We start from the raw sequence: 20,831 nt of genomic DNA, 5'->3' as shown, positions 1-20,831 counted from the left end.
CATGGGACCGAAACAACCGGAAATCTCCATCATCATTCCTTGCTATACCTATGGAAGGTATCTGCCGGAAACGTTGAAGTCGCTCCTGGATCAGACTTTTTCTGATTGGGAATGTGTTCTGGTCGCCAATGGTTCTGATGCGTTGACACTGCAGGTTATTCAGGTCTTTGTCGATAAGGACTCCCGATTTCGCAAACTGTCCACGCAGAACCACGGGCCATCCGCGGCAAGAAACGAAGGGATTCAAGCATCGCGCGGACGCTATATTCAGTTGTTGGATGCCGATGATATACTGGAGAACCGGAAGTTCGAGGTTCAATCTTCCTATTTACATGCGCATCCGGAAACCGGCGTGGTGTATGGTGAAGTGCGTTACTTTACTGACGGAGCACCGGAACAATGGAGAAGGTCGCTGCACCTTCCGGATCGGGAATGGATGCCAAAGGTTTCCGGAAAGGGAAGCCTATTGGTGAATACATTGCTTCGGTACAATATTATGACCATCCATGCACCGCTCGTTCGACGGGAAATGATGGATATGGTCGGCTGTATGGATGAGGCATTGTCGGGGTTTGAGGATTGGGACCTCTGGTTACGAATGGCCATGTCAGGCGTGCAATTCACTTTCCTTCCGGTCGCCGGGTCGCTTTCGCTCGTCAGAACGCATCCTGGCAGCCTCAACCAGGACCGATCGACCATGCGGCAGTACTTGTTGCGTGTGTGGGAGAAAGCCCTGGAATCCGGACAGTTGAATTTGAAGCAGCGTGTTTACGTATGGTCAAGAATGGAAGAAGAGTTCGGTGAAATGGTGCTGGCAAGAAGGACCGGTCAGGCCATGCTTTCTCCCCGAAGCCGGCTTGTCTTATGGGCAGGCGTACCGTTCATTTATCCGGTAGTGAAGTTGGGTCGTTATTTGCGTAACCTGTCAAAGTCTTGAAAATGGCCGAGGCGCAACGACAGCTCTTAAGTATCGTTATAGTCAGCTACAATGTACGCGAGCTTTTGGAAGCCTGCCTCCGCAGCCTTCCCATGGGTGGTGTGGAAGAGCCTGAAGTATGGGTGGTGGACAATGCATCCACCGACGGAAGTGTTGAGATGGTTCGTCATTTGTTTCCGACGGTGAACCTGATCGTGAATCAGGATAATGCAGGATTCCCGAAAGGGAACAACCAGGCGATCGGTCGATGTTCCGGTAAGTTTATTTTGCTGCTGAATCCCGACACAGTAGTGAAGCAGGACGCTTTCAAGATCCTGATCAGCTACCTCGAGGACCATCCGGAGGCCGGACTCGTTGGACCGAAGTTGCTGAATGCGGATGGAAGTCATCAGTATTCGGTGATGCCTTTCCTGCGTCCGCTGGAGATTATCCTGGAAACTTTCTTTTTACATGGTTGGTACCGAAGTAAGAGGGATCACAGGATGCAGGGTGATCAAGCGCCACGACCGGTGGATGCCTTGAGCGGCGCGGCTATTTTGTTACGCCGGGAGGTCTTCGACCGAATCGGACTGCTGGATGAACAACTCTTCTGGACCGAGGACATGGAATTCTGTTTACGTGCTCACCAGGCGAGAATAGGTGTCGCCTATATGCCCGAGGCGGAAATTGTTCACCACAGTGGAGCCAGTGGTAAGAAAAACCAACGGGTCATGGTCTCCAACCAGGTGTTATCCAAAATCCGCTATTTCTCCCGCAATCACCCGGCATTGGTCTTTTGGACCTGTTGGTTCTTTCGGCTCCTGCACATAATCAGTCGGTTGCTCATCTTACTGCCATTGTCCATCTTTGCTTTGCGCTACCGGGAAAAGCTGGATGCCTATGCGTTTACGTTGAAGCGTTTTATCCGGGGCGATTATTGACCGTGGCACCCGATGCGTTGATCCTACTGGTGAATTATCGTCATGAAGACGAGGTAGTGACCTTTATCCGGGAACAGTTACTTCAGCAAGAACAGGTCGAGTTGACCATCGTAGTATGTGATAACGGAAGTACGGATAGCGATGGTTTCAGGAAGCAATTATCGGCTTGGAAGCAGGTTCATTATTTTTCAGCCGGAACCAACCTGGGATATTTTGGCGGTGCTGCAGCTGGTTTGAAATACTTTACGCAAACGATAGGCGAGCTTCCTTCCTGGACCATCGTTTGCAATACCGACGTGGAACTTCCCGGACGTGATTTCTTGTACCGGTTATTTTCGCTATCCCGGGGCGCATTGGTGGCGGCTCCCGCGGTTCATTCGACCTTGAGCGGGCATCAACAAAATCCTTTCCGGGAGCAACGGGTATCCTTATCCTACCTGAAGTTTATGCGTGCCATTTATTCTTTCTATCCACTGTATTTTCTTTACCAGCTATTGGCCTATGTGAAGCGATTCTTTCGGAGAGCGCGTACTGCAGAGGGCGTGACGCGTAATGTCTATGCAGTGCATGGGACCTTTTTCGCTTTTCATCGAACATTTTTCGCTCAGGGCGGCTCCCTGCAGTACGGATCATTTCTATTCGGCGAGGAACTTTTTGTCGCCGAACAGCTTGCCGGCATGCAGTCGGCCTGCCGGTATGTTCCGGAATTGCAGATCGAACACCGGGAACACGCTTCCACCGGTCGTTTCAAGTCACCGGGAATGGTGAAGTACATGAAGGAAAGCACCGACTACCTGATCCGGGAGGTATACCGTGGATAAGACACCCTTTGTCAGCATCATCATTCCGTGCAGGAACGAAGGCCGCTTCATCGGAAAAGTGCTGGAGAATATCCTTTCCCAGGATTATCCGGCTTCGCACCTGGAAGTACTCATCGCCGACGGCAGGAGTGAAGACGATACCCGACAGCAGGTGGAAGGATTTGCACGACGCTATCCCTTCATTCATCTGCTGGATAATCCTGCACGCGTAGTGCCACACGCGCTTAATGCCTGTATACGGCGGAGCAGGGGCGAAGTGATCCTGCGCATGGATGCGCACGCGATCTACCCGAACGACTACGTGAGCCGGTTGGTCAGGGCCCTGCTCGAAAACCGGGTTCAAAATGTCGGCGGTGTATGGGTAACGGAACCAGGATCGGATACGCCAATGGCCGAGGCCATCGCGCTTGCTTCAGCGCACCGATTCGGGATCGGAAATGCCGACTATCGGCTGGGTGGCGGCACTCCGCGACTGGTAGATACCGTCCCGTTCGGTTGTTTTCCGCGACCGCTTTTTGAGGAGATCGGATTGTTTGACGAGGAGTTGGTCCGAAATCAGGACGATGAATTCAATGGAAGAATCATCCGTTCCGGAGGTAAGATACTTTTACTGCCGGACCTTAAGATCCGGTATTTCGCCCGTGAACGTCTGTCCAAGATCCGCCGGATGTTCTACCAGTACGGTTTATTCAAACCGCTTGTCAACCGGAAACTCGGAAAACCGGCGACTGTCCGTCAGCTCTTTCCTCCATTGCTGGTGGCCGGAATCATGTTGCCTCCCGCGATCGCATACTGGATTCCAATGATCGGGTTGTGCTGGCTGGGAGGATTAATGGCTTACTTAATGATGGTCGTTTATTTTTCCCTTCGGCTCTCAAATGGGAACGGCTATTTGCTGGGGGCGCTCATTCGGGTCTTCCCAACCATTCACCTGAGCTATGGAATAGGGTATTGGATCGGTATCATACGATTCCTGATCTTCCGGAAAAATCAACATGGAAAAGTACACGATCCGGGAATCAGTCGTTGATAGCCCCACATTCAGCAATATGAAACAGGATACACCGACGGTACAGCCTATACCCAACGCTCCCTGGCGCCGGCTGAAACTCTGGGCTTTGCCGTTGCTGGCGCTGACCCTGCCGTTCGGACATGGCGCCGTCACGGTCGCGATGATCCTTTTCCTGTTAACAACGATTCTGAATAGCAATGCTCAGCCGTGGATAAAGGAATTTCGGTTGTGGTACTTACTGCCAGTCGCCTTTCTGGTGTTGCATGTAGTAGGCATGGCTTACTCCGACAATCGCTCGTTCGGGCTCTTTGACATCCAGGTAAAATCGGGGCTGTTGATTCTGCCGATTTGTGTGATGATGCACGGCAGGTTATCAGCGCAGGATTGGCAACGATTCGTACGCGCCTTTCTTGCCGGGCTGCTCTTGGCATTCGTCGCTTGTCTCCTTCCTGCAATCCGTACCTGGAGTGCCACCGGGTCGCTGCATGGATTTTTTTATCAGGATTTCAGTCGGTTCCTGCATCCTTCGTATTTCGCCTGGTATGCCGACACGGCCGTCTTGCTACTCTGGCTGAACCGTGCGGATCCGATCTTGAAAGGCGCCTTGCGAAGAAGTCTGCTGCTCATGCTCTCACTCCTGGTCTTCCTCTGTAACAGTAAGGCTGGATTTGCAGGATGGTTTTTTGTGACCGCGTTGGGAGCCCTGGTAACTGGTCTTAAGACCAAATCGTTCCGTCTCTTCGTTGTGTCCTTGTTACATATCCTCATTTTCGGACTCGCAATATGGAAAGTCATCCCGCCGGAGGAGAATCGGGTAATGGCCATGCAGCAGAACCTCTCCCAGGATACGATTTCCGGAAGCGACGGACGATCGACCTCGGCGCGATTGCATGTTTGGTCGGCTGCTTGGTCACTGATTCAGGAAGCTCCGGTGACCGGCTATGGAACCGGCGACGTAAAAGATGTGCTGCTGAAGCGATATGCGGAACGAGGCCTGATCTCCGCGGTCGAGAAGAAACTCAATGCGCACAACCAGTTCTTGCAATCATGGGTTGCGCTTGGCCTTTCCGGTGTTTTGCTGCTATTGGCCATGCTGGCAGGTGCAACCTGGCGGTTTCGAAGGGATCCCCTCTTTGCCGGATTTCTGCTACTGACCTTCTTCAATTTCCTGGTGGAAAGCATGCTTGAAATACAGGCTGGCGTGGTCTTTTGGGCGCTTTTTTATTCCGTATTTTTGAACCTCCAATCTCCTGAAGGTTCGTATGAAGATCATCAACCTGGTAGGCGCCCGTCCCCAGTTCATTAAAGCCGCCATGCTGAGCCGCGCGCTGCGTCGGCAACGTGGAGTGGAGGAGATCATGGTTCATACCGGGCAACATTACGACGCCTCCATGTCGGATGATATCCTGAAGGAATTGGAGTTTCCGGTCATAGCCCATAACCTGGGGATCAATCGACTTTCACACGGAGCAATGACCGGCAGAATGATCGAGTCGCTGGAGCAGGTATTTCGACAGGAACGCCCGGATGCGCTCATCGTGTATGGTGATACGAACAGTACCCTGGCTGGTGCGGTTGCCGCCGTCAAACTGGGTATCCGGATCGCCCACGTGGAAGCCGGCATGCGTTGTAACAATCTTCACGTACCGGAGGAAGCCAACCGGGTTGTTGCCGACCGTTTGTCGGAATGGTTATTTACCTCCTCCGACCATGCGCGACAGAACCTGATCCGCGAAGGCTACGATAATCTTCCGGTGCAATTGATCCATTCCGGCGATGTGATGTTGGACGCGTTCCGGCATTTCCAGCCGATCGCGCAGGAACGTATTTCCTGGCCCCAAGAGATGCCACAGGGGGACTTTGTCTTGTGTACGGTTCACCGGGAAGCGACTACCGAGCACCCGGGCAGACTGCGGGAAGTGTTTGAAGCGATCGAGCGTGTGCATCAGCGCATCCCGGTAGTGCTTCCGCTTCATCCGCGTACCCGCGAGCGTATCGGAGCACTGGGCATCAAGACTTCCGCCATTTTAACGGAACCTGCATCTTATCTGCAAATGCTCGTGTTATTGGATCGTTGCGCTTTGGTCATGACGGATTCAGGAGGGTTGCAGAAAGAAGCGTTCTTCAGTAAGAAGCCTTGTGTGACACTTCGGCCGGAAACCGAATGGATCGAACTGGTCGAACATGGTTACAATAAAGTGGTTGGCACCGATCCGCAATGGATCGTCAATCATGTGTTCTGGATGTTGGACAATCCGCCGGAGTTCCGGCATCATTTTTATGGGGATGGTCATGCTGCCGATCTGATCGCGGCTCAGTTGATCAAGCCTTCCATTCATTCCGTCAGAAAAGATCAACCCGCCAACCTTGCATGATACCCTTTTCACCACCCCGGATCGACCAGGCGATCGTTGATGAAGTCGTGGCTGCGCTGCGGTCAGGCTGGATAACAACCGGCCCCCGCACGAAACGTTTTGAGCAGGAGCTGGCCGCTTATTGCAAAGTGCCGGCTGTGCTCTGTTTGAATTCTGCCACGGCCGGCCTGGAATTGATGCTCCGTTGGTTCGGCGTCGGTCCTGGCGATGAAGTCATTCTTCCTGCTTATACCTATAGTGCCACTGCCAATGTGGTCGTACACTGCGGAGCGACACCGGTCTTTACCGATGTGCGCGATGATTTCAATATGGACCCGGAGGCGGTGGCAGTCGCGATCAACGAGCGGACCAAAGTGATCATGCCAGTCGATTTCGGCGGATGGCCGTGCGATTACCGCGCGCTGAACGAGCTTGTTCGGCAACCCGATGTTCGCGCGAAGTTCAGGCCGAACTCAAACGTGCAAGCGACACTCGGAAGAATACTCGTCTTATCGGATTCCGCTCATTCACTTGGTGCTTGGTATCACGGACAGCGAGCCGGGTCTCTCACGGATTGCTCGGTCTTCTCCTTTCATGCGGTGAAGAATCTCACGACGGCAGAGGGGGGAGCGGTTGCACTGAATCTTCCTGTGGGATTCGACAATGCGGCCATCTACCAGGAACTTTGTGTCAAGTCCCTGCACGGACAAAACAAAGATGCGCTGGCGAAAATGCAGAAGGGCAACTGGCGATACGACATTGTCGAAGCCGGTTATAAAATGAACATGACCGATCTGCTTGCTGCGATCGGTCTCGTGGAGTTGGCCCGGTACGACCGCGAAACGCTTCCCAAACGGAAAGCGATTTGCGAGGCATATCGGCGCGAACTGGGAGTTTATTCCTGGGCGGAGCTGCCCCTGCAAGCTGACCCGGATTGCGAATCGTCCTATCACTTGTTTCCCCTTCGAATTCGTGGAATCGATGAAGCGACCCGCGACCGGATCATCCAGCGCATCGCCCAGGAGGATGTTTCCGTTAACGTGCATTTCATCCCGGTTCCAATGATGAGTTTCTACCGGGGGATGGGATACGATATCCGGAATTATCCGAATACCTTTCGGAACTATGAGCGGGAAATCTCGCTTCCCGTCTTCTATGATCTTACGGATGAACAACGCTCGACTGTGGTCGAGGTTGTCGCCAGAGCCGTTACGGCCGAACTCGACCTGGCAGTACTACCTAAAACCTGATATCACCCGACTATGACCGCAAGTCACATCAAGTCATGGATTCGCTCCATTTCTGTAGCATCAGTCTTCTTCTGGCTCCTGCTCAGCCTGCACATCAGCGCCCAGCCCCCAAAACCGGGCGATCGCGTCCGGGCTAAGCAGATCCTGGAATGGATGAAAGCGGGAGAGTATGGCAAAGTGATCGATCAACTCGACAGTTCCGCCGCCGCGAAACTGGACACCGCTAAGTTGTCCTCGGTGTGGAACAACATGCTACGGAACGCGGGTCCTTTCCGCGAAGTGCAATCCACGACCGATGAGCAGCAACCTGGCTATACCATGGTCATTCAGCGCTGTCTCTTCGGTGAGAAATCGATCGACTTCAAGTTGGTTTTTGGCGGAAACGGGAAAGTCAAAGGTCTTTTCTTCCTCCCTGCCGATTCAAAGGAGCGATACAAACTGCCTGCTTACTATGACAGCACAAAGGTCTCGGAGCGGTCGGTTATCATTGAAAACGGACCGTACAGGTTGCCCGGAACACTGACGTATCCGAGCAAAGGAAAATTTTTTGCAGCCGTGGTGCTGGTGCACGGTTCAGGACCCAATGATCGTGACGAGTCAGTGGGGGGCACGAAAATTTTCAAAGACCTGGCCTTGGGTTTGGCGACCAAAGGTGTTGCCGTATTGCGGTACGAGAAACGCACCCGAATCTACCGGGATAAGTTTACCAGCCGTTCCGATTACACAGTCGAGGAAGAAACCATACAGGACGCCGTCGCCGCTGCCGAGTGGCTGCAACGGGATTCCCTGATCAATCCCGACAGGGTGTATGTCTTAGGACACAGTCTGGGGGCGCATCTGCTGCCGAGGATTGCTTCCGGAATGCGAAAGAAGTCGGCCGGATATATTGCCTTGTGTCCGAATGCCCGCCGACTGGAAGAGCTGTTCGTGGATCAGGCGAAGTACATCGTTGCGCTGGATGGGAAGCAGGAAAAGTACCAGCAACTGCTCGACAGCCTGGAACGCGAGGCCGGTATCATCAAAGGACTTCATGCGGATTCAAAAGATACGCTGGCGCATCTATCGTTGCCGGCCAGTTACTGGATCGATCTGAACAGGTACGATGCGTTCACCGCCTTTCGTGAAATGAAGGGACCCTTGTACATCATGCAGGGTGGACGGGATTATCAGGTAACGACGGATGACTACAAGCTCTGGGAGGAGAAGCTGAACGGGAGAAAGCCTACCGCGATGAAATTGTATCCTCAACTCAACCACTTCTTCATCACCGGCGAAGGGAAGAGCAAGCCGGCTGAATACAATAAGAGCGCGAACTTTTCTGAAACGGTGTTGAATGACATCTATAATTGGATCAGTAAGGATGTTTATTGAGGAACCGGTATGTTCCATCGTTTCCTGATCCGGTTTGCCGACATCCTGTTTTCCGGCTTAGGTCTGGTTGTTCTGGCGCCCTTGCTGGTCCTGCTGTCGGTTTGGGTGCGGCTGGGTTCCAGGGGCGCGATCATCTTCCGACAGCAACGTATCGGGAAGGACGCAGTGCCTTTTACGTTACTGAAGTTCCGGACGATGTATCCCGATGCCGACAAGAAAGGATTGATCACGGTTGGCTCGCATGACCCGCGCATCACCCCGGCGGGGAAGTTTCTGCGAAAATGGAAACTCGATGAATTGCCACAATTGTGGAACGTGTTTCGCGGCGACATGAGTCTGGTCGGTCCCCGTCCGGAAGTTGAACGCTATGTCGCCCTGTACACAGCGGAACAACGGGAAGTGCTGCGCGTAAGACCGGGCATCACCGACAAAGCTTCCATCGTCTATGCTGATGAAAACGAACGACTCAGCAAGGCCGGAGATCCCGAAGCTCATTACCGGGAATTCATCCTGCCGGACAAGATCCGCTTGAATATGGAATTCATCCGCAAACCGACTTTTGGCCATTATCTCCGGATCCTGTGGATGACTTTTACCCATCTCTTTTTTCGATCATCCGCCGGTCAGTAGAGCCTTCATTATCAGATGAAAAACAACCAACCGCGGAAACAAAATGCCGATGGCAGTAGTTTAAGGATGCAGAATCTGGGATGAATTCAGTGTAATTCTTCCATTTTCCGCTTAAAAACGTTAAATTTGCATTCCACCGGAATTGTCCGGATTTTCTAAAGGGAAATTTTTTACCACCTATACAATGCGTATCAAGATCTCTTTTCTCAAGGTGCATGGAAGCAGTGGTACCGTTCCGCTTCACCACCAAAAGATCATCTCCGCTTTCATGGATGAAGTGATTCGTGAAATGCCGATCAGTTCGCCCTTCTACAATTTCTCTTCCCTGAAGGGAACATCGAAAGTGCAGAACGGACAGATCCGGTTCCTGTCTTCCAAAGTCTCGCTGGTGCTATCCGCACCCGACAAAGAGTTTGCGGAAGAATGGGTGCGCCGGATATTTGAGCGACGCCTCGTGTCGTTCGCTAAACTGACCCTGGTACCCAAGGCCTCGGAGGTCATCCCGGATCCTGACTTCAACCAGGTGATGAAGTACGTGTGTATTTCGCCCATGGTTCCGCAGGGACCGTTCGAGAGCGACCCGGAGGGAAACATTCCGGATCCTTTGGATCCCAGGGAGCAGGACTTCTCCGATGCTTTCTATGATGTACTGATGGAAAACATGGAGCGGGCCGGATTCACGCCGCAGCAACTGCATGACTTCGCCGAATTCGAGATCACGCCGGACCCGGGATACATTCAGAAGATCCTGAATACGCACAAGAAGTTCGCGCGTATCTATAAGAACAACGACAGTTTGCCGATCTTCGGTTACCTGCTGCCGTTCGCATTGCACGCGCATCCGCAAGTGCAAAAGTTCGTCTGGGATTGCGGCATCGGCATGTACACCAACCAGGGTTATGGCATGGTGGATGTCGTCGGTGGCCTGTCGCAACGTATGGCGGAAGAAGAAGATACCAGCATGAATTTCGGTTCGGGCGACTCCGAACAGTAGGAATTATTCATTCGATCTAAATAGGCGGGAACCAGGTTATGAGTCTCGCCTATTTTTATTCGAACAAACAATTTAATTCATCTTGTCTGATACTTTTGCGAATTTAATAGCTAGTTGTTCGCCGTCAACAGTTACTACAAGTGTGTATATGCCTAATTCGAGATTTTGAACAGGTATATTCTCATCTCTAACAATTTCATTGAATTGATAATTTTGATATAGCTTTGAGAACCACACCCTTCCAAAAGAATCATAAATTTGGGCAATTGCTGAACCCTCTTTTTTGAAGAAGATTTGTAAGGTTGCAGGAAAGTATGCGGCAGCAGTTGGATAAAAATCGATTGCGAAGTTGCCACATACGGTTCCACTTGTCCAACTCCCAAAGATTAACCCGCCCCAATGTTCTGCCGCGCAATCATTTCGGTAGGTTAAATTATCACAACCGCAAACTGGGTTAAAGGTTCGGCCGCATGGGAAATATGAATCGGGAATTCTTAACGAGTCCTTGCAATAAACGAAGCTCTGCTGGGCATCGCTCAGAAAGGGCGCCAGCGCCAGCAGGAAGAGGAGGTACCACCTTTTCATCGGTTTCGTAAAGATAATCACTATTCAGGCCCGGGGCAATGTGCTCCGGTGGCAAATTCAGTTGCTTGAACTTCCTTGCGCACCTCTACCTGTCCGGCGATGACCGTGGTCTGCTGGTCGGGAATTTTATCGCGGACCATGTTAAGGGCCGCCGGAAAGACGAGTATCCGGATAACATCCGAAAGGGAATAGAGTTGCACCGTGCGATTGACGGATTTACGGATGCTCATCCGATTGCCGGCGAATCCAGACGACGGCTGTACCCAACCTACGGCAAATACAGCGGGGTGATCATCGATCTCTATTATGATCATTTCCTGGCCGCTTCCTTCGACGCTTACTCCGACCGGAAGCTCAACGAATATGCGCAGTGGGTCTATGCGGTGTTGCAGGAGGAGGAACGATGGCTGCCCGAGACGGTCAGACAGTTCCTGCCGTTCATGATCGAACGAAACTGGCTGCTGAGTTATTCGAGCGTCGAGGGGATCGGCAGAACCCTGGCTGGTTTGTCAAAACGTGTCCGCTTTGAGAACCGGATGGATGAGGCCGTCCATGAATTGCGCGCCGATTATGCGGCGTTTCAAGAGGAGTTCGGACGCTTTTTTCCTGAGTTGATTACCTTTGCAACCAGCCGGTCCTGATCCATGCTGCTCTATGTGAAAGTGAAGCCGAATCAGCGGATCGACCGGGTCGAATGGGTATCCGGCGAGTGGGTCGTCCGACTGGCCGCCCCGGCCATTGACGGAAAGGCAAACGATCAGCTTGTTCGTTACCTGGCAGAGGTTTTAAAGCTTCCAAAATCAGCCATTCTGCTGAAAAAAGGGCATACTGCCCGGATCAAATGCCTCGAAATCCCCCTGGAACCCGAGGAGGTAAGGAGGAAGTTGGAAGCGGTGGCAGCTGGAGCTTAGCCCGGAATGCACACGAAATTGTGAATATTCGACTCAGGCCGAAAGCCCGGAATCCCGCAAGGGACGGTACTTTTAGGCGTTTAAAGCCCGGTGGACGGGCTTTTTTAATACTGGAATAACCGATTAAGGATATGGCAGAAAAGCAAAAACCGGAACACGGCTACACGGAGGACAGCATTCGCTCGCTTGACTGGAAAGAGCACATCCGCACCCGCCCCGGTATGTACATCGGTAAGTTGGGCGATGGCTCGGCGAAAGACGACGGCATTTACGTACTCCTGAAGGAAGTCATCGATAACTGTATCGACGAGTTCGTCATGGGTTACGGCAAAACGATCGAAGTATCCATCGAGGATGGACATGTCGATGTTCGTGACTTCGGACGCGGTATTCCTTTGGGCAAAGTGGTGGAGTGCGTATCGAAGATCAACACCGGCGGCAAGTACGATTCCAAAGCGTTTCAAAAAAGCGTTGGCTTGAATGGCGTCGGTACCAAGGCGGTCAATGCCCTTTCGAGCGGCTTTCGGGTGCAGGCGATTCGTGATGGTCGTACGAAGGTGGCGGAATTCAGCGCCGGCAATCTCCTGAAAGAAGAACGCGAGAAAGCGTGCGATGAGAAGAACGGTACGCGCATCTCCTTTGCGCCCGATGCTTCCATCTTCCGCAACTATCGTTATAACCACGAGTATGTGGAGACGATGTTGTGGAACTATGTGTTCCTCAACCGGGGGCTTACAATCCACTACAACGGGAAAAGTTTCTTTTCCGAGAACGGACTCAAGGACCTGCTGCAACGGAACCTGTCGGACGAGACCCTGTATCCGCTCATTCACCTGCGAGGCGACGATATCGAAATCGCCTTTACGCACTCTACGGGATACGGCGAGGATTACTATTCATTCGTGAACGGCCAGCACACGACCCAGGGTGGCACGCACCAAGCGGCCTTCCGGGAAGCCATTGTCAAGACGGTGCGCGAATTTTATAAGAAGGAGTTCGACGCCAGCGATGTGCGTACCTCCATCGTTGCGGCTATCAGTGTCCGTGTTCAGGAACCCGTATTCGAATCGCAGACCAAAACAAAACTCGGCTCACTCACCCGCGAGCCAAACGGGGTGCAGATCCGTACCTGGATCAACGACTTCGTCAAAACCGAGCTGGACAATTTCCTGCATAAGTACCCTGAGACCGCGAAGGCCCTCGAGCAGAAGATTCTGCAAAGCGAACGCGAGCGAAAAGAAATTGCCGGGATCAAGAAACTGGCCAACGAGCGGGCCCGCAAGGCCAACCTGCACAACCGGAAACTTCGCGACTGCAGGGTTCACCTGAATTCCCGTCACATCGACCGACAGGAATCCACCCTCTTCATCACCGAAGGTGACTCCGCTTCCGGTTCCATCACCAAGTCACGGGATGTGAACACCCAGGCGGTATTCAGCCTGAAAGGTAAACCCCTGAACTGCTACGGCCTGACCAAGAAGGTCGTCTATGAGAACGAAGAGTTCAACCTGCTCGTGAACGCGCTCAACATCGAAGAAGGGATGGAGGAGTTGCGTTACAACAAGATCGTGATCTCGACCGATGCCGATGTCGACGGGATGCACATCCGATTGCTCCTGCTCACGTTCTTCCTGCAGTTTTATCCGGAGTTGGTCAAGAACGGCCACGTCTACATCCTGCAGACGCCGCTCTTCCGGGTGCGGAATAAGAAAGAGACCCGCTACTGCTACAGTGAACAAGAACGTGTACGGGCGATCGAAGCCCTGAGTCCAAAGCCGGAAATCACCCGCTTCAAGGGTTTGGGTGAGATCTCACCCGACGAATTCGCGCATTTCATCGGAAAGAATATCCGACTCGAACCGGTGATGCTGGGACAGGAAGAGACCATTCACCAACTGTTGGATTATTACATGGGAAAGAATACCCCGGACCGACAGGAATTCATCATTACCAATCTGCGTATAGAGAAGGACGAGGTCAAGAAGACCGAAGAAATCGAGGCCTGATCCGCAGTATGCTTTAGACAATGGCGAAGAAGAAACTACAGGAAGAAACCAAACCCGCTGCCGCACCCGCTGGTCACGAGACCCGGATGATCCACGTCAACGGAATGTACCAGAACTGGTTCCTGGATTATGCATCCTATGTAATCCTGGAACGCGCCGTCCCGCACATCAACGACGGCCTGAAGCCGGTGCAACGACGTCTCATGCACTCGATGTGGGAGATGGAAGATGGCCGGTACAACAAAGTGGCCAACATCATCGGCCACTGCATGAAATACCATCCCCACGGCGATGCTTCCATCGGCGACGCCCTGGTACAGATCGGACAGAAAGACCTCCTCATCGATACCCAGGGTAACTGGGGGAATATCTACACAGGCGATAGCGCGGCAGCGCCGCGTTACATCGAGGCACGGCTCTCGAAGTTCGCCCTCGAGGTGGTCTTCAACGAAAAGACAACGAACTGGCAGCTCAGCTACGATGGCCGAAACAAGGAGCCGATCACACTGCCCCTCAAGTTCCCATTGTTGCTCGCACAGGGCGTGGAAGGCATCGCGGTAGGTCTCGCCTGCCGCATCCTGCCGCACAACTTCGTTGAGTTGCTGGAAGCGTCGATCGACCTCTTGCGGGGCAAGAAAGTCAACATCCTGCCGGATTTTCCGACGGGCGGCATCGCTGATTTTTCGAAATATAACGAAGGCTTGCGCGGTGGCCGGATCCGCATTCGCGCACGCATCGAGAAGAAGGACCGCAAGACACTCATCATCCGGGAGATCCCGTTCGGTACTACCACGACGAGCCTGATCGATAGTATCCTGGCCGCCAACGACAAAGGCAAGATCCGGATCAAGAAAGTCGAGGATAACACAGCGTCCAATGTCGAGATCGTGCTTACGTTGCATAGCGACTCGATGGAGGATCTTGATAAGACCATTGACGCGCTTTACGCGTTCACCGACTGCGAGATCAGCATTTCACCTAATGCCTGCGTGATCGTCGACGATAAACCGAAGTTCCTTACCGTCAACGAAATCCTTCGTCACAATACCGACCAGACGCTCAACCTCCTCAAGCGGGAGCTGGAGATACGGAAGTCGGAGTTGGAAGAGGAGTGGCACTTCAGTTCGCTGGTCAAGATCTTCATCGAGAAACGCATCTACCGTAACATTGAAGAATGTACGACCTGGGAGAGCGTTATCGAGACGATCGACGAGGGACTCAAGCCGTACAAGAAGAAATTCAAACGCGCGATCACCCGTGACGATATCATTTCGCTAACCGAGATCAAGATCAAACGGATCTCGAAGTACGATGTGAAGGAGCAGGACGAAAAGATCCGCGGCCTCGAGGCCCAACTCGAAGAGGTGGAGCACCACCTCGCGCACATCCGGCAATACACCATTAACTGGTTCAAAGACCTGCTCAAAAAGTACGGAAAGGGTCGCGAACGGAAGACGAAGATCGACACGTTCGAACAGGTGGTCGCTTCGGAAGTGATCATCAACAACCAGAAGCTGTACGTGAACCGCGACGACGGTTTTGCGGGCTTCGGTATGAAGAAGGACGAGTTCGTATCGGAATGCTCCGACCTCGACGAGATCCTGGTCATCCGCGGCGACGGTACGATGATCGTCACCAAAGTGGACGACAAGAAATACGTCGGGAAGGATGTTCGCTACATTTCGGTGTTCCGGAAGTCGGAGCCTGAACCTGTGTTCAACCTCATTTACCAGGATGGACGGGGCGGCAACATCATGGTGAAACGATTCACGGTTGGCGGTACCACCCGTGACAAGGAATACGTGCTGACGAAAGGGAATGATGGATCCAAGATCCTCTACCTGTCCGCGATGCCGAACGAAAGCGGAGAGACCGTGCGTGTAATCCTGCGTCCTAAACCGAAACTGCGCATCACCCAACTTGATGTAGACTTCAATCAGTTTGAGGTCAAAGGACGCGGAACCATCGGAAATATCCTGACGAAGAACTCCGTCCAACGGGTGACCAAGATCGCTGAAGCACCGGCTACGCCACCGGCTAAACAGTTGACCATCCCGGCCGGGGAAAGTAAAGCCGGCAAGGCAGAGGCGACAAAACCTGCTACGAAATCGGCGGCAGCGAAAAAGCCTGCTCCGGTTGTCAAAGGGAAGAGCCCCTCGAAGGCGCCAAAAAAAGCCCCACCGCTCAACGCAGAAAGCGCGGTCACCGTTGAGTGGGATCTATCCGCCGGAAGTACAAACACCCGGTCAGATCGTGCCCGAATTCTCGAGGAAATTGAAGAGAAAACCGAGAAGCGAAAGAAGAATCAGATGAAGATGGATTTCTAAAGGAACGGTCCGGCGGGTGCAGTCCCGATCCGGACCGCTCCTTCAATATCCCTTCATATCGATCGTTGTAATTTCAGTCCCAGTCCCGTCACATGAAGCGCCTGTTGCTACTCGCATTTGCCCTGCTCACGCTGCTGAACGCGCGAGCTGCGTTTCTGTTGATCCCGATGGACGAATCGCAGACGAATCACCTGAAAGCGTACGGCATTGCCTATTATGTTCTTCAGCGTGATTTGGACGTCCAGTGGCTGCTGAATTACCGGGGCGGCAGCTTTCTGATACGGCAAGTCCCGGCTATCGAGCAGGAGTGCAGCATCCGTGGGGTGAGTTTCCAGGTGATTGCCGACGCGCAAGCAGCGTCCATCCTGGCGGCGATATCCGATCCTGAAGTCAACCAGGATGTGGTGAAATTGGAGAAGGCGCCGAAGATCGCGGTGTATTCGCCCAAGAACAAGATGCCCTGGGACGATGCGGTCACCCTTGCCCTGACGTACGCGGAGATCCCCTACGAGGTGGTGTATGATGAAGAGGTGCTACAGGGGAAGTTGCCCTTGTACGATTGGCTGCACCTGCATCACGAAGATTTTACCGGTCAATACGGCCGGTTTTGGTCCGCGTATCGGAATGCACCCTGGTACCAGGAAGACGTGCGGATTCAGGAATCCATGGCAGCCAAACTCGGTTATCAGAAGGTGTCGCAAATGAAACTGGCCGTCGCCCTCAGGATCCGGGATTTCGTGGTCGGCGGTGGTTATCTGTTCGCGATGTGTTCGGCTACGGATTCGTATGACATCGCGCTTTCGGCGGAAGGTGTTGATATCTGTGAAAGCATGTTCGACGGTGATCCGGCCGATCCCAAGATGAACAGCAAGCTGAATTACGAGAGTACCTTCGCTTTTCGCAACTATAAACTCAGTACGAATCCGTCGGAGTACGAATTCAGTGATATCGATAATCAACCCCCACAGCGACGGATCGGTCGCACGGAGGATATGTTCACGCTCTTCGACTTTTCGGCAAAATGGGATCCTGTTCCAACCATGTTGTGCCAGAACCATGAGCAGGTGATCAAAGGGTTCATGGGACAGACCACCGCGTTCAAAGAGAAATTCATCAAACCCGGCGTGCTCATCATGGGGGAGACAAAATCGGAGAACGAAGCCCGGTACATCCATGGTGAGTACGGAAAAGGTACCTGGACCTTTTACAGCGGTCACGATCCGGAGGATTATCAGCACCAGGTAGGTGATCCTGTCACCGATCTTGCCCTGCATCCCAATTCCCCAGGTTATCGACTCATCCTGAACAACGTACTTTTTCCTGCTGCCAAGAAGAAGAAGCAGAAGACGTGAAGGGAACTGGAGCTAGTAATTAGTAACTAGTAATTGGTAACTAGTAATTGGTAACTAGTAACTAGTAACTGGTAATTAGTAATTGGTAACTTGTAATTAGCCTCAAATTTCTTAGTTACTAATTACCAGTTACTAATTACCAATTTTCACTGATCAAAAAACATCCACCTTACACCAAAATGAAACACCCGTCCTGGTTGGGGATAGCCGGGAACCAGTTCGTAGGCTTTTGCACCTAAACCGTCGGTCAGGTTGGTGAAGCGCAGGAAAATGCCTGCTGTTTTGATTTTCAGATTGAGGAATAGATCGGTACGCAGGTAACCTCCGGTGGTACTTGTTTTTTGAAGATAGTAGAGGGAGGTGGAAGGAGAGTAAGCGGCCCCGTTCCATTCGCTGAAATACCAGGCATTGATTCCGGTACGCAACACCAGCGCTTTGTTGAAGAGTGCATCTTCGAAAAAAAGCGCATGCTGCAGCAGCAGCTCCGGAACGCGAAGCTGATCGGTTGCGTCGAATGATTGGAATCGTACGATATTGCCGAATCCCCATTTCCGGAACCGGAATTCCTTCGAAAGTTCCGCCTGGACTCCGTTGACGCTTCCGCTCAATTGTGCCGGCTTTTGATCATACCCGACATACAGGTAGTCTTCCAGTTGTAGCGCACGGGCGGTAAGGCCTAGTCGCCATTTTGGAATCTTGATTCCAGCGCAAATAAGTCCAACTTGCTGGGAAGTGAAATCATTGTCCCATTGCAAGTGGTTGCCGGAGTAGCGCTGAAAGATGAACGGAACCGCTGTCTGTTCCTGGGCAACGGCGGCATACCAGTCGAGATCATGCAAGAGCTTTCCTGCTACTTGCGCTTGCCATTCCCGGTTTTCCTGGTCGCGCCCGCTGATGACCTGTGCGGCATGTAACCTTACCCGGATCTTCGTTGAATCCCCGCCCAATCTGATCGTTAGCCCTGCTACCTGGTTGTACCAGTCCGTGGCAGCGGACTGATAGGCGTTGATCCGTTGATCTTCCACGTACACTTGAAAAGACAGTGGCACTGCAGCATTCCGTGCCGAGACCCGTTCCAGTGCAATGCGATTCGACAATTGATCGGTCAGGCTTGAGTCGTAGGATTCCGAAGTTTTCAGGAAGAAATCAGCGTAGTAGCTGCTATCGGATGCGTTGTCGAGGTAGGTAAATGAATCACGGCGATAACGTAGGCTCCAGCCAAGGCGCCAGGGAACGAACAGCGAGTCCGTTGCATCGCCATGACCGAAATTGTAATATTGACTGAGGTAAAGTTCTCTTCTTCGGATCCGTTGATCGGCATCCGAGAGCCGGATAGCGGAACCTTTCAATCCAAGGTTGTCGACGCTTCCTGCAAGGAATGCGGAATCATTACTCAGCCCTCCGTTCACCTGGTTTTTAATGCGCATCCAGGAAGTGTGCGCGAACAACCGATAGCGCCGGTTGGGACTTTCGTAGGAACCGAATAAGGAGATCCGGTTAAAGTAAGTGTCACCTTCCGGCAGGAATTCCTTAACCGTAAAGCGATCGATCGTCAGTCCCAGGTTAAGTTGCCGGTTGACATTCTGCGTATGCAGAAACCGGATGCCACTTTCACGAAAAGCACCTTGCCAGAAATCGATGCGGCTATACCGTTTGTTGGTGCGGTAGTAGGATTGTTCCTCCGGTCCGGAACCGTAGGCGGAGTATGCATTGATGCCGAGGGAGGTGGTGAGTCCGGTCAGCGGTCGGAACCAGATGGAATTCAAGGCTGATCCGGTGTTTCCAAGGTGCACCGTTTCACCATTATCCGTAATAAACACCTCGTGCAATCGGCTAACGGAGGTATCGGGTGCCCGTTCACTGATCTGTCGATCACGATAGTCGGCCTCCGTCTGATAACGGATCAGGGTGGGTACCCGGGGTGTGGCGGCTATCGAATCTTTAGCTTCCTGCGACCTGGCCAGTCCGGCAATCAGGCAAAAGAAAAGGAGGAATAGCTGGCGGATCATTTGAAAGGTGAGCCCGAAATTTCGGTAAATGTAAGCTATTTTGGCGCTTTTCGGCCTAAACTAACAGGTTTCGGGTAAATTCTGGATGCAAGATGAATAGGTGAATGCTTCACCGGAGCCTCTGGTATCGGTTACCTTGATGGGTATTCAGCTTCATCGATGAAACGCCCATTACTCATCGGTGTTATGCTGGCAGTGCTCCAGACTGCCAGCCTTACCGCCGCAACCGTGTACACACGCGCCAGTGGAAACTGGACGAGTACATCCGTCTGGTCATATACCGACGGTGGGGCTTCCTGCGGTTGCACGCCTACGGGCGCCGACGTGGTCTACATCAGGCACGTCGTCAATCTGAACAAACACCTGACGAACGGATCCGGTACGCTCGGGGCAGTCACTGGTAGCCTGAACATCCTGCCGGGAGGTATCCTCAGTGGCAGCTTCTCTTATGATATGGATGTACGCTCCGGTGGATCGCTGTATGTCTGTGGATGGTTGTTGATCCGAAACCTGTCCTTTTACAATGGCTCATCGGTTAATGTGTGCGCCTCCGGAAACCTGCTCGTGAATGGCAGTTTCAATAACAGGAACAACAGTGATAATGTCAGGATCGATGGCAGCATGACCATCCTGGGTAGCTATACAAACGGCAATGGAGGCATCATCTCCGGATCCGGAACAATCGTGGTCTTTTTCGGACCGGTCAGCAATCCGGGTGATACGTACGGTTGTGTGAACACCAATCCATGCAGCTCATTTCCGTGCAGTATCCAATCGCCCTGTGGCGGTACCCTGGCAGTATCCTGGGTCGGGTTCACGGCCGTCCCGGACGGCGACAGCGTCCAACTGGCCTGGACAACAGCTTCGGAGGAGGGTAGTGTTCGGTTCGTGGTACAACGATCGTTGGATGGTGTACATTTCGAAGACCGTGCTTCCATGGCTGCCAGTGGATATAGCAGCGCACAGCAACACTATTCAACGCGGGATGGTGAACTGCCGGAAGGCTGGGTCTATTATCGGATCAGGGAGGACGCGGTGGTGGGAGAACCTTCCTATTCAGAAGTCGTGGCTGTCCGTCTAGCCGGTTCTTCGGAATTCACCTTGCTCACCGACCCGGTGTCAGGGCGTGATCCGCAACTTCTTACCGCATCTGAATCAGCATTACCCATGCAGTTTCGCTTAACCGATCTGTTTGGTAACCTGGTAGGCTATTGGGAAGTGCCGACGGAAAAGGATAAAACCCGGTATCCGGTATCCACCGACTTGTTGAACCAGACGGGAATCTACGTCCTGACTGTTACGCAAGGGCCGAGGACCTTTTACGGAAGGTTCTTCTATGCGATCGAATAAGG

At 52.7% G+C, this 20,831-nt stretch carries 18 protein-coding genes; 16 read left to right on the top strand and 2 right to left on the bottom strand.

Annotated features, from left to right (window positions below; genetic code table 11):
- Nucleotide 1 precedes the first annotated feature (1 nt).
- The 10 genes from IPJ96_10280 (at nucleotide 2) to cas6 (ending at nucleotide 10,289) form a co-directional block, all read left to right on the top strand.
- Nucleotides 2-937: a glycosyltransferase family 2 protein gene (locus IPJ96_10280; GenBank protein ID MBK7910738.1), complete on the top strand. Its 936-nt coding sequence runs from the start codon at nucleotides 2-4 to the stop codon at nucleotides 935-937.
- Complete coding sequence (locus IPJ96_10275) at nucleotides 934-1,857, top strand: glycosyltransferase family 2 protein (GenBank protein ID MBK7910737.1); 924 nt, start codon at nucleotides 934-936, stop codon at nucleotides 1,855-1,857. Before IPJ96_10280 ends, IPJ96_10275 begins: the two co-directional genes overlap by 4 nt.
- A 29-nt stretch (nucleotides 1,858-1,886) precedes the next feature.
- Nucleotides 1,887-2,678, top strand: a complete 792-nt coding sequence (locus tag IPJ96_10270; protein MBK7910736.1) for a glycosyltransferase — start codon at nucleotides 1,887-1,889, stop codon at nucleotides 2,676-2,678.
- Nucleotides 2,671-3,708, top strand: a complete 1,038-nt coding sequence (locus IPJ96_10265) for a glycosyltransferase family 2 protein (protein ID MBK7910735.1) — start codon at nucleotides 2,671-2,673, stop codon at nucleotides 3,706-3,708. The genes IPJ96_10270 and IPJ96_10265 overlap by 8 nt, the downstream gene beginning before the upstream one ends.
- Nucleotides 3,674-4,996: an O-antigen ligase family protein gene (locus IPJ96_10260; GenBank protein ID MBK7910734.1), complete on the top strand. Its 1,323-nt coding sequence runs from the start codon at nucleotides 3,674-3,676 to the stop codon at nucleotides 4,994-4,996. The genes IPJ96_10265 and IPJ96_10260 overlap by 35 nt, the downstream gene beginning before the upstream one ends.
- The gene (gene wecB / locus IPJ96_10255) at nucleotides 4,953-6,065 is read left to right on the top strand and encodes a UDP-N-acetylglucosamine 2-epimerase (non-hydrolyzing) (protein ID MBK7910733.1); all 1,113 of its coding nucleotides are present in this window, start codon (nucleotides 4,953-4,955) and stop codon (nucleotides 6,063-6,065) included. Before IPJ96_10260 ends, wecB begins: the two co-directional genes overlap by 44 nt.
- The gene (locus IPJ96_10250) at nucleotides 6,062-7,294 is read left to right on the top strand and encodes a DegT/DnrJ/EryC1/StrS family aminotransferase (protein ID MBK7910732.1); all 1,233 of its coding nucleotides are present in this window, start codon (nucleotides 6,062-6,064) and stop codon (nucleotides 7,292-7,294) included. The genes wecB and IPJ96_10250 overlap by 4 nt, the downstream gene beginning before the upstream one ends.
- Nucleotides 7,295-7,306: 12 nt before the next feature.
- Nucleotides 7,307-8,665: an alpha/beta fold hydrolase gene (locus IPJ96_10245; GenBank protein MBK7910731.1), complete on the top strand. Its 1,359-nt coding sequence runs from the start codon at nucleotides 7,307-7,309 to the stop codon at nucleotides 8,663-8,665.
- A gap of 9 nt (nucleotides 8,666-8,674) precedes the next feature.
- On the top strand, nucleotides 8,675-9,295 hold the full coding sequence (locus IPJ96_10240; protein ID MBK7910730.1) for a sugar transferase: 621 nt from the start codon (nucleotides 8,675-8,677) through the stop codon (nucleotides 9,293-9,295).
- 184 nt (nucleotides 9,296-9,479) lie between these two features.
- On the top strand, nucleotides 9,480-10,289 hold the full coding sequence (gene cas6, locus IPJ96_10235) for a CRISPR-associated endoribonuclease Cas6 (protein ID MBK7910729.1): 810 nt from the start codon (nucleotides 9,480-9,482) through the stop codon (nucleotides 10,287-10,289).
- 72 nt (nucleotides 10,290-10,361) lie between these two features.
- Here cas6 and IPJ96_10230 read toward each other — a convergent pair whose 3' ends face one another.
- Nucleotides 10,362-10,874, bottom strand: a complete 513-nt coding sequence (locus IPJ96_10230; GenBank protein MBK7910728.1) for a hypothetical protein — start codon at nucleotides 10,872-10,874, stop codon at nucleotides 10,362-10,364.
- A gap of 65 nt (nucleotides 10,875-10,939) precedes the next feature.
- Here IPJ96_10230 and IPJ96_10225 point away from each other — a divergent pair, with 65 nt between their 5' ends.
- From IPJ96_10225 to IPJ96_10205, 5 genes are all read left to right on the top strand, one after another.
- A complete protein-coding gene (locus IPJ96_10225) occupies nucleotides 10,940-11,515 on the top strand; it encodes a DUF479 domain-containing protein (GenBank protein MBK7910727.1) in 576 nt (191 codons plus the stop codon).
- Between the two features lie 3 nt (nucleotides 11,516-11,518).
- Nucleotides 11,519-11,785: a DUF167 domain-containing protein gene (locus tag IPJ96_10220; GenBank protein ID MBK7910726.1), complete on the top strand. Its 267-nt coding sequence runs from the start codon at nucleotides 11,519-11,521 to the stop codon at nucleotides 11,783-11,785.
- 131 nt (nucleotides 11,786-11,916) lie between these two features.
- Nucleotides 11,917-13,791: a type IIA DNA topoisomerase subunit B gene (locus IPJ96_10215; GenBank protein ID MBK7910725.1), complete on the top strand. Its 1,875-nt coding sequence runs from the start codon at nucleotides 11,917-11,919 to the stop codon at nucleotides 13,789-13,791.
- Between the two features lie 20 nt (nucleotides 13,792-13,811).
- Complete coding sequence (locus tag IPJ96_10210; GenBank protein ID MBK7910724.1) at nucleotides 13,812-16,118, top strand: DNA gyrase/topoisomerase IV subunit A; 2,307 nt, start codon at nucleotides 13,812-13,814, stop codon at nucleotides 16,116-16,118.
- A gap of 92 nt (nucleotides 16,119-16,210) precedes the next feature.
- Nucleotides 16,211-17,470: an asparagine synthetase B gene (locus IPJ96_10205; protein ID MBK7910723.1), complete on the top strand. Its 1,260-nt coding sequence runs from the start codon at nucleotides 16,211-16,213 to the stop codon at nucleotides 17,468-17,470.
- A 146-nt stretch (nucleotides 17,471-17,616) separates the two neighbouring features.
- Here the strand turns inward: IPJ96_10205 and IPJ96_10200 are convergent, their stop codons facing one another.
- Nucleotides 17,617-19,479, bottom strand: coding sequence for a hypothetical protein (locus tag IPJ96_10200; GenBank protein MBK7910722.1), 1,863 nt, complete (start codon nucleotides 19,477-19,479; stop codon nucleotides 17,617-17,619).
- Between the two features lie 159 nt (nucleotides 19,480-19,638).
- On the opposite strand from IPJ96_10200, the gene IPJ96_10195 reads away from it, so the two are divergent.
- Nucleotides 19,639-20,829 carry a hypothetical protein gene (locus IPJ96_10195; GenBank protein ID MBK7910721.1) on the top strand — a complete coding sequence of 397 codons (1,191 nt, stop codon included), beginning with the start codon at nucleotides 19,639-19,641 and terminating at the stop codon, nucleotides 20,827-20,829.
- Nucleotides 20,830-20,831 lie beyond the last annotated feature (2 nt).

This window comes from Bacteroidota bacterium (assembly GCA_016713765.1).
Classification (GTDB): Bacteria; Bacteroidota; Bacteroidia; order AKYH767-A; family 2013-40CM-41-45; genus Pollutiaquabacter; species Pollutiaquabacter aromativorans.
This window is presented reverse-complemented; position numbering and strand designations above follow the sequence as displayed.

Excerpts from the sequence above, each read along its gene's own strand:
- IPJ96_10280 (MBK7910738.1), top strand. The coding sequence starts at position 2 with ATGGGACCGAAACAACCGGAAATCTCCATCATCATTCCTTGCTATACC.
- IPJ96_10260 (MBK7910734.1), top strand. The coding sequence starts at position 3,674 with ATGGAAAAGTACACGATCCGGGAATCAGTCGTTGATAGCCCCACATTC.
- wecB (MBK7910733.1), top strand. The coding sequence starts at position 4,953 with ATGAAGATCATCAACCTGGTAGGCGCCCGTCCCCAGTTCATTAAAGCC.
- IPJ96_10250 (MBK7910732.1), top strand. The coding sequence starts at position 6,062 with ATGATACCCTTTTCACCACCCCGGATCGACCAGGCGATCGTTGATGAA.
- IPJ96_10245 (MBK7910731.1), top strand. The coding sequence starts at position 7,307 with ATGACCGCAAGTCACATCAAGTCATGGATTCGCTCCATTTCTGTAGCA.
- IPJ96_10240 (MBK7910730.1), top strand. The coding sequence starts at position 8,675 with ATGTTCCATCGTTTCCTGATCCGGTTTGCCGACATCCTGTTTTCCGGC.
- cas6 (MBK7910729.1), top strand. The coding sequence starts at position 9,480 with ATGCGTATCAAGATCTCTTTTCTCAAGGTGCATGGAAGCAGTGGTACC.
- IPJ96_10230 (MBK7910728.1), bottom strand. The coding sequence starts at position 10,874 with ATGAAAAGGTGGTACCTCCTCTTCCTGCTGGCGCTGGCGCCCTTTCTG.
- IPJ96_10220 (MBK7910726.1), top strand. The coding sequence starts at position 11,519 with ATGCTGCTCTATGTGAAAGTGAAGCCGAATCAGCGGATCGACCGGGTC.
- IPJ96_10215 (MBK7910725.1), top strand. The coding sequence starts at position 11,917 with ATGGCAGAAAAGCAAAAACCGGAACACGGCTACACGGAGGACAGCATT.
- IPJ96_10210 (MBK7910724.1), top strand. The coding sequence starts at position 13,812 with ATGGCGAAGAAGAAACTACAGGAAGAAACCAAACCCGCTGCCGCACCC.
- IPJ96_10205 (MBK7910723.1), top strand. The coding sequence starts at position 16,211 with ATGAAGCGCCTGTTGCTACTCGCATTTGCCCTGCTCACGCTGCTGAAC.
- IPJ96_10200 (MBK7910722.1), bottom strand. The coding sequence starts at position 19,479 with ATGATCCGCCAGCTATTCCTCCTTTTCTTTTGCCTGATTGCCGGACTG.
- IPJ96_10195 (MBK7910721.1), top strand. The coding sequence starts at position 19,639 with ATGAAACGCCCATTACTCATCGGTGTTATGCTGGCAGTGCTCCAGACT.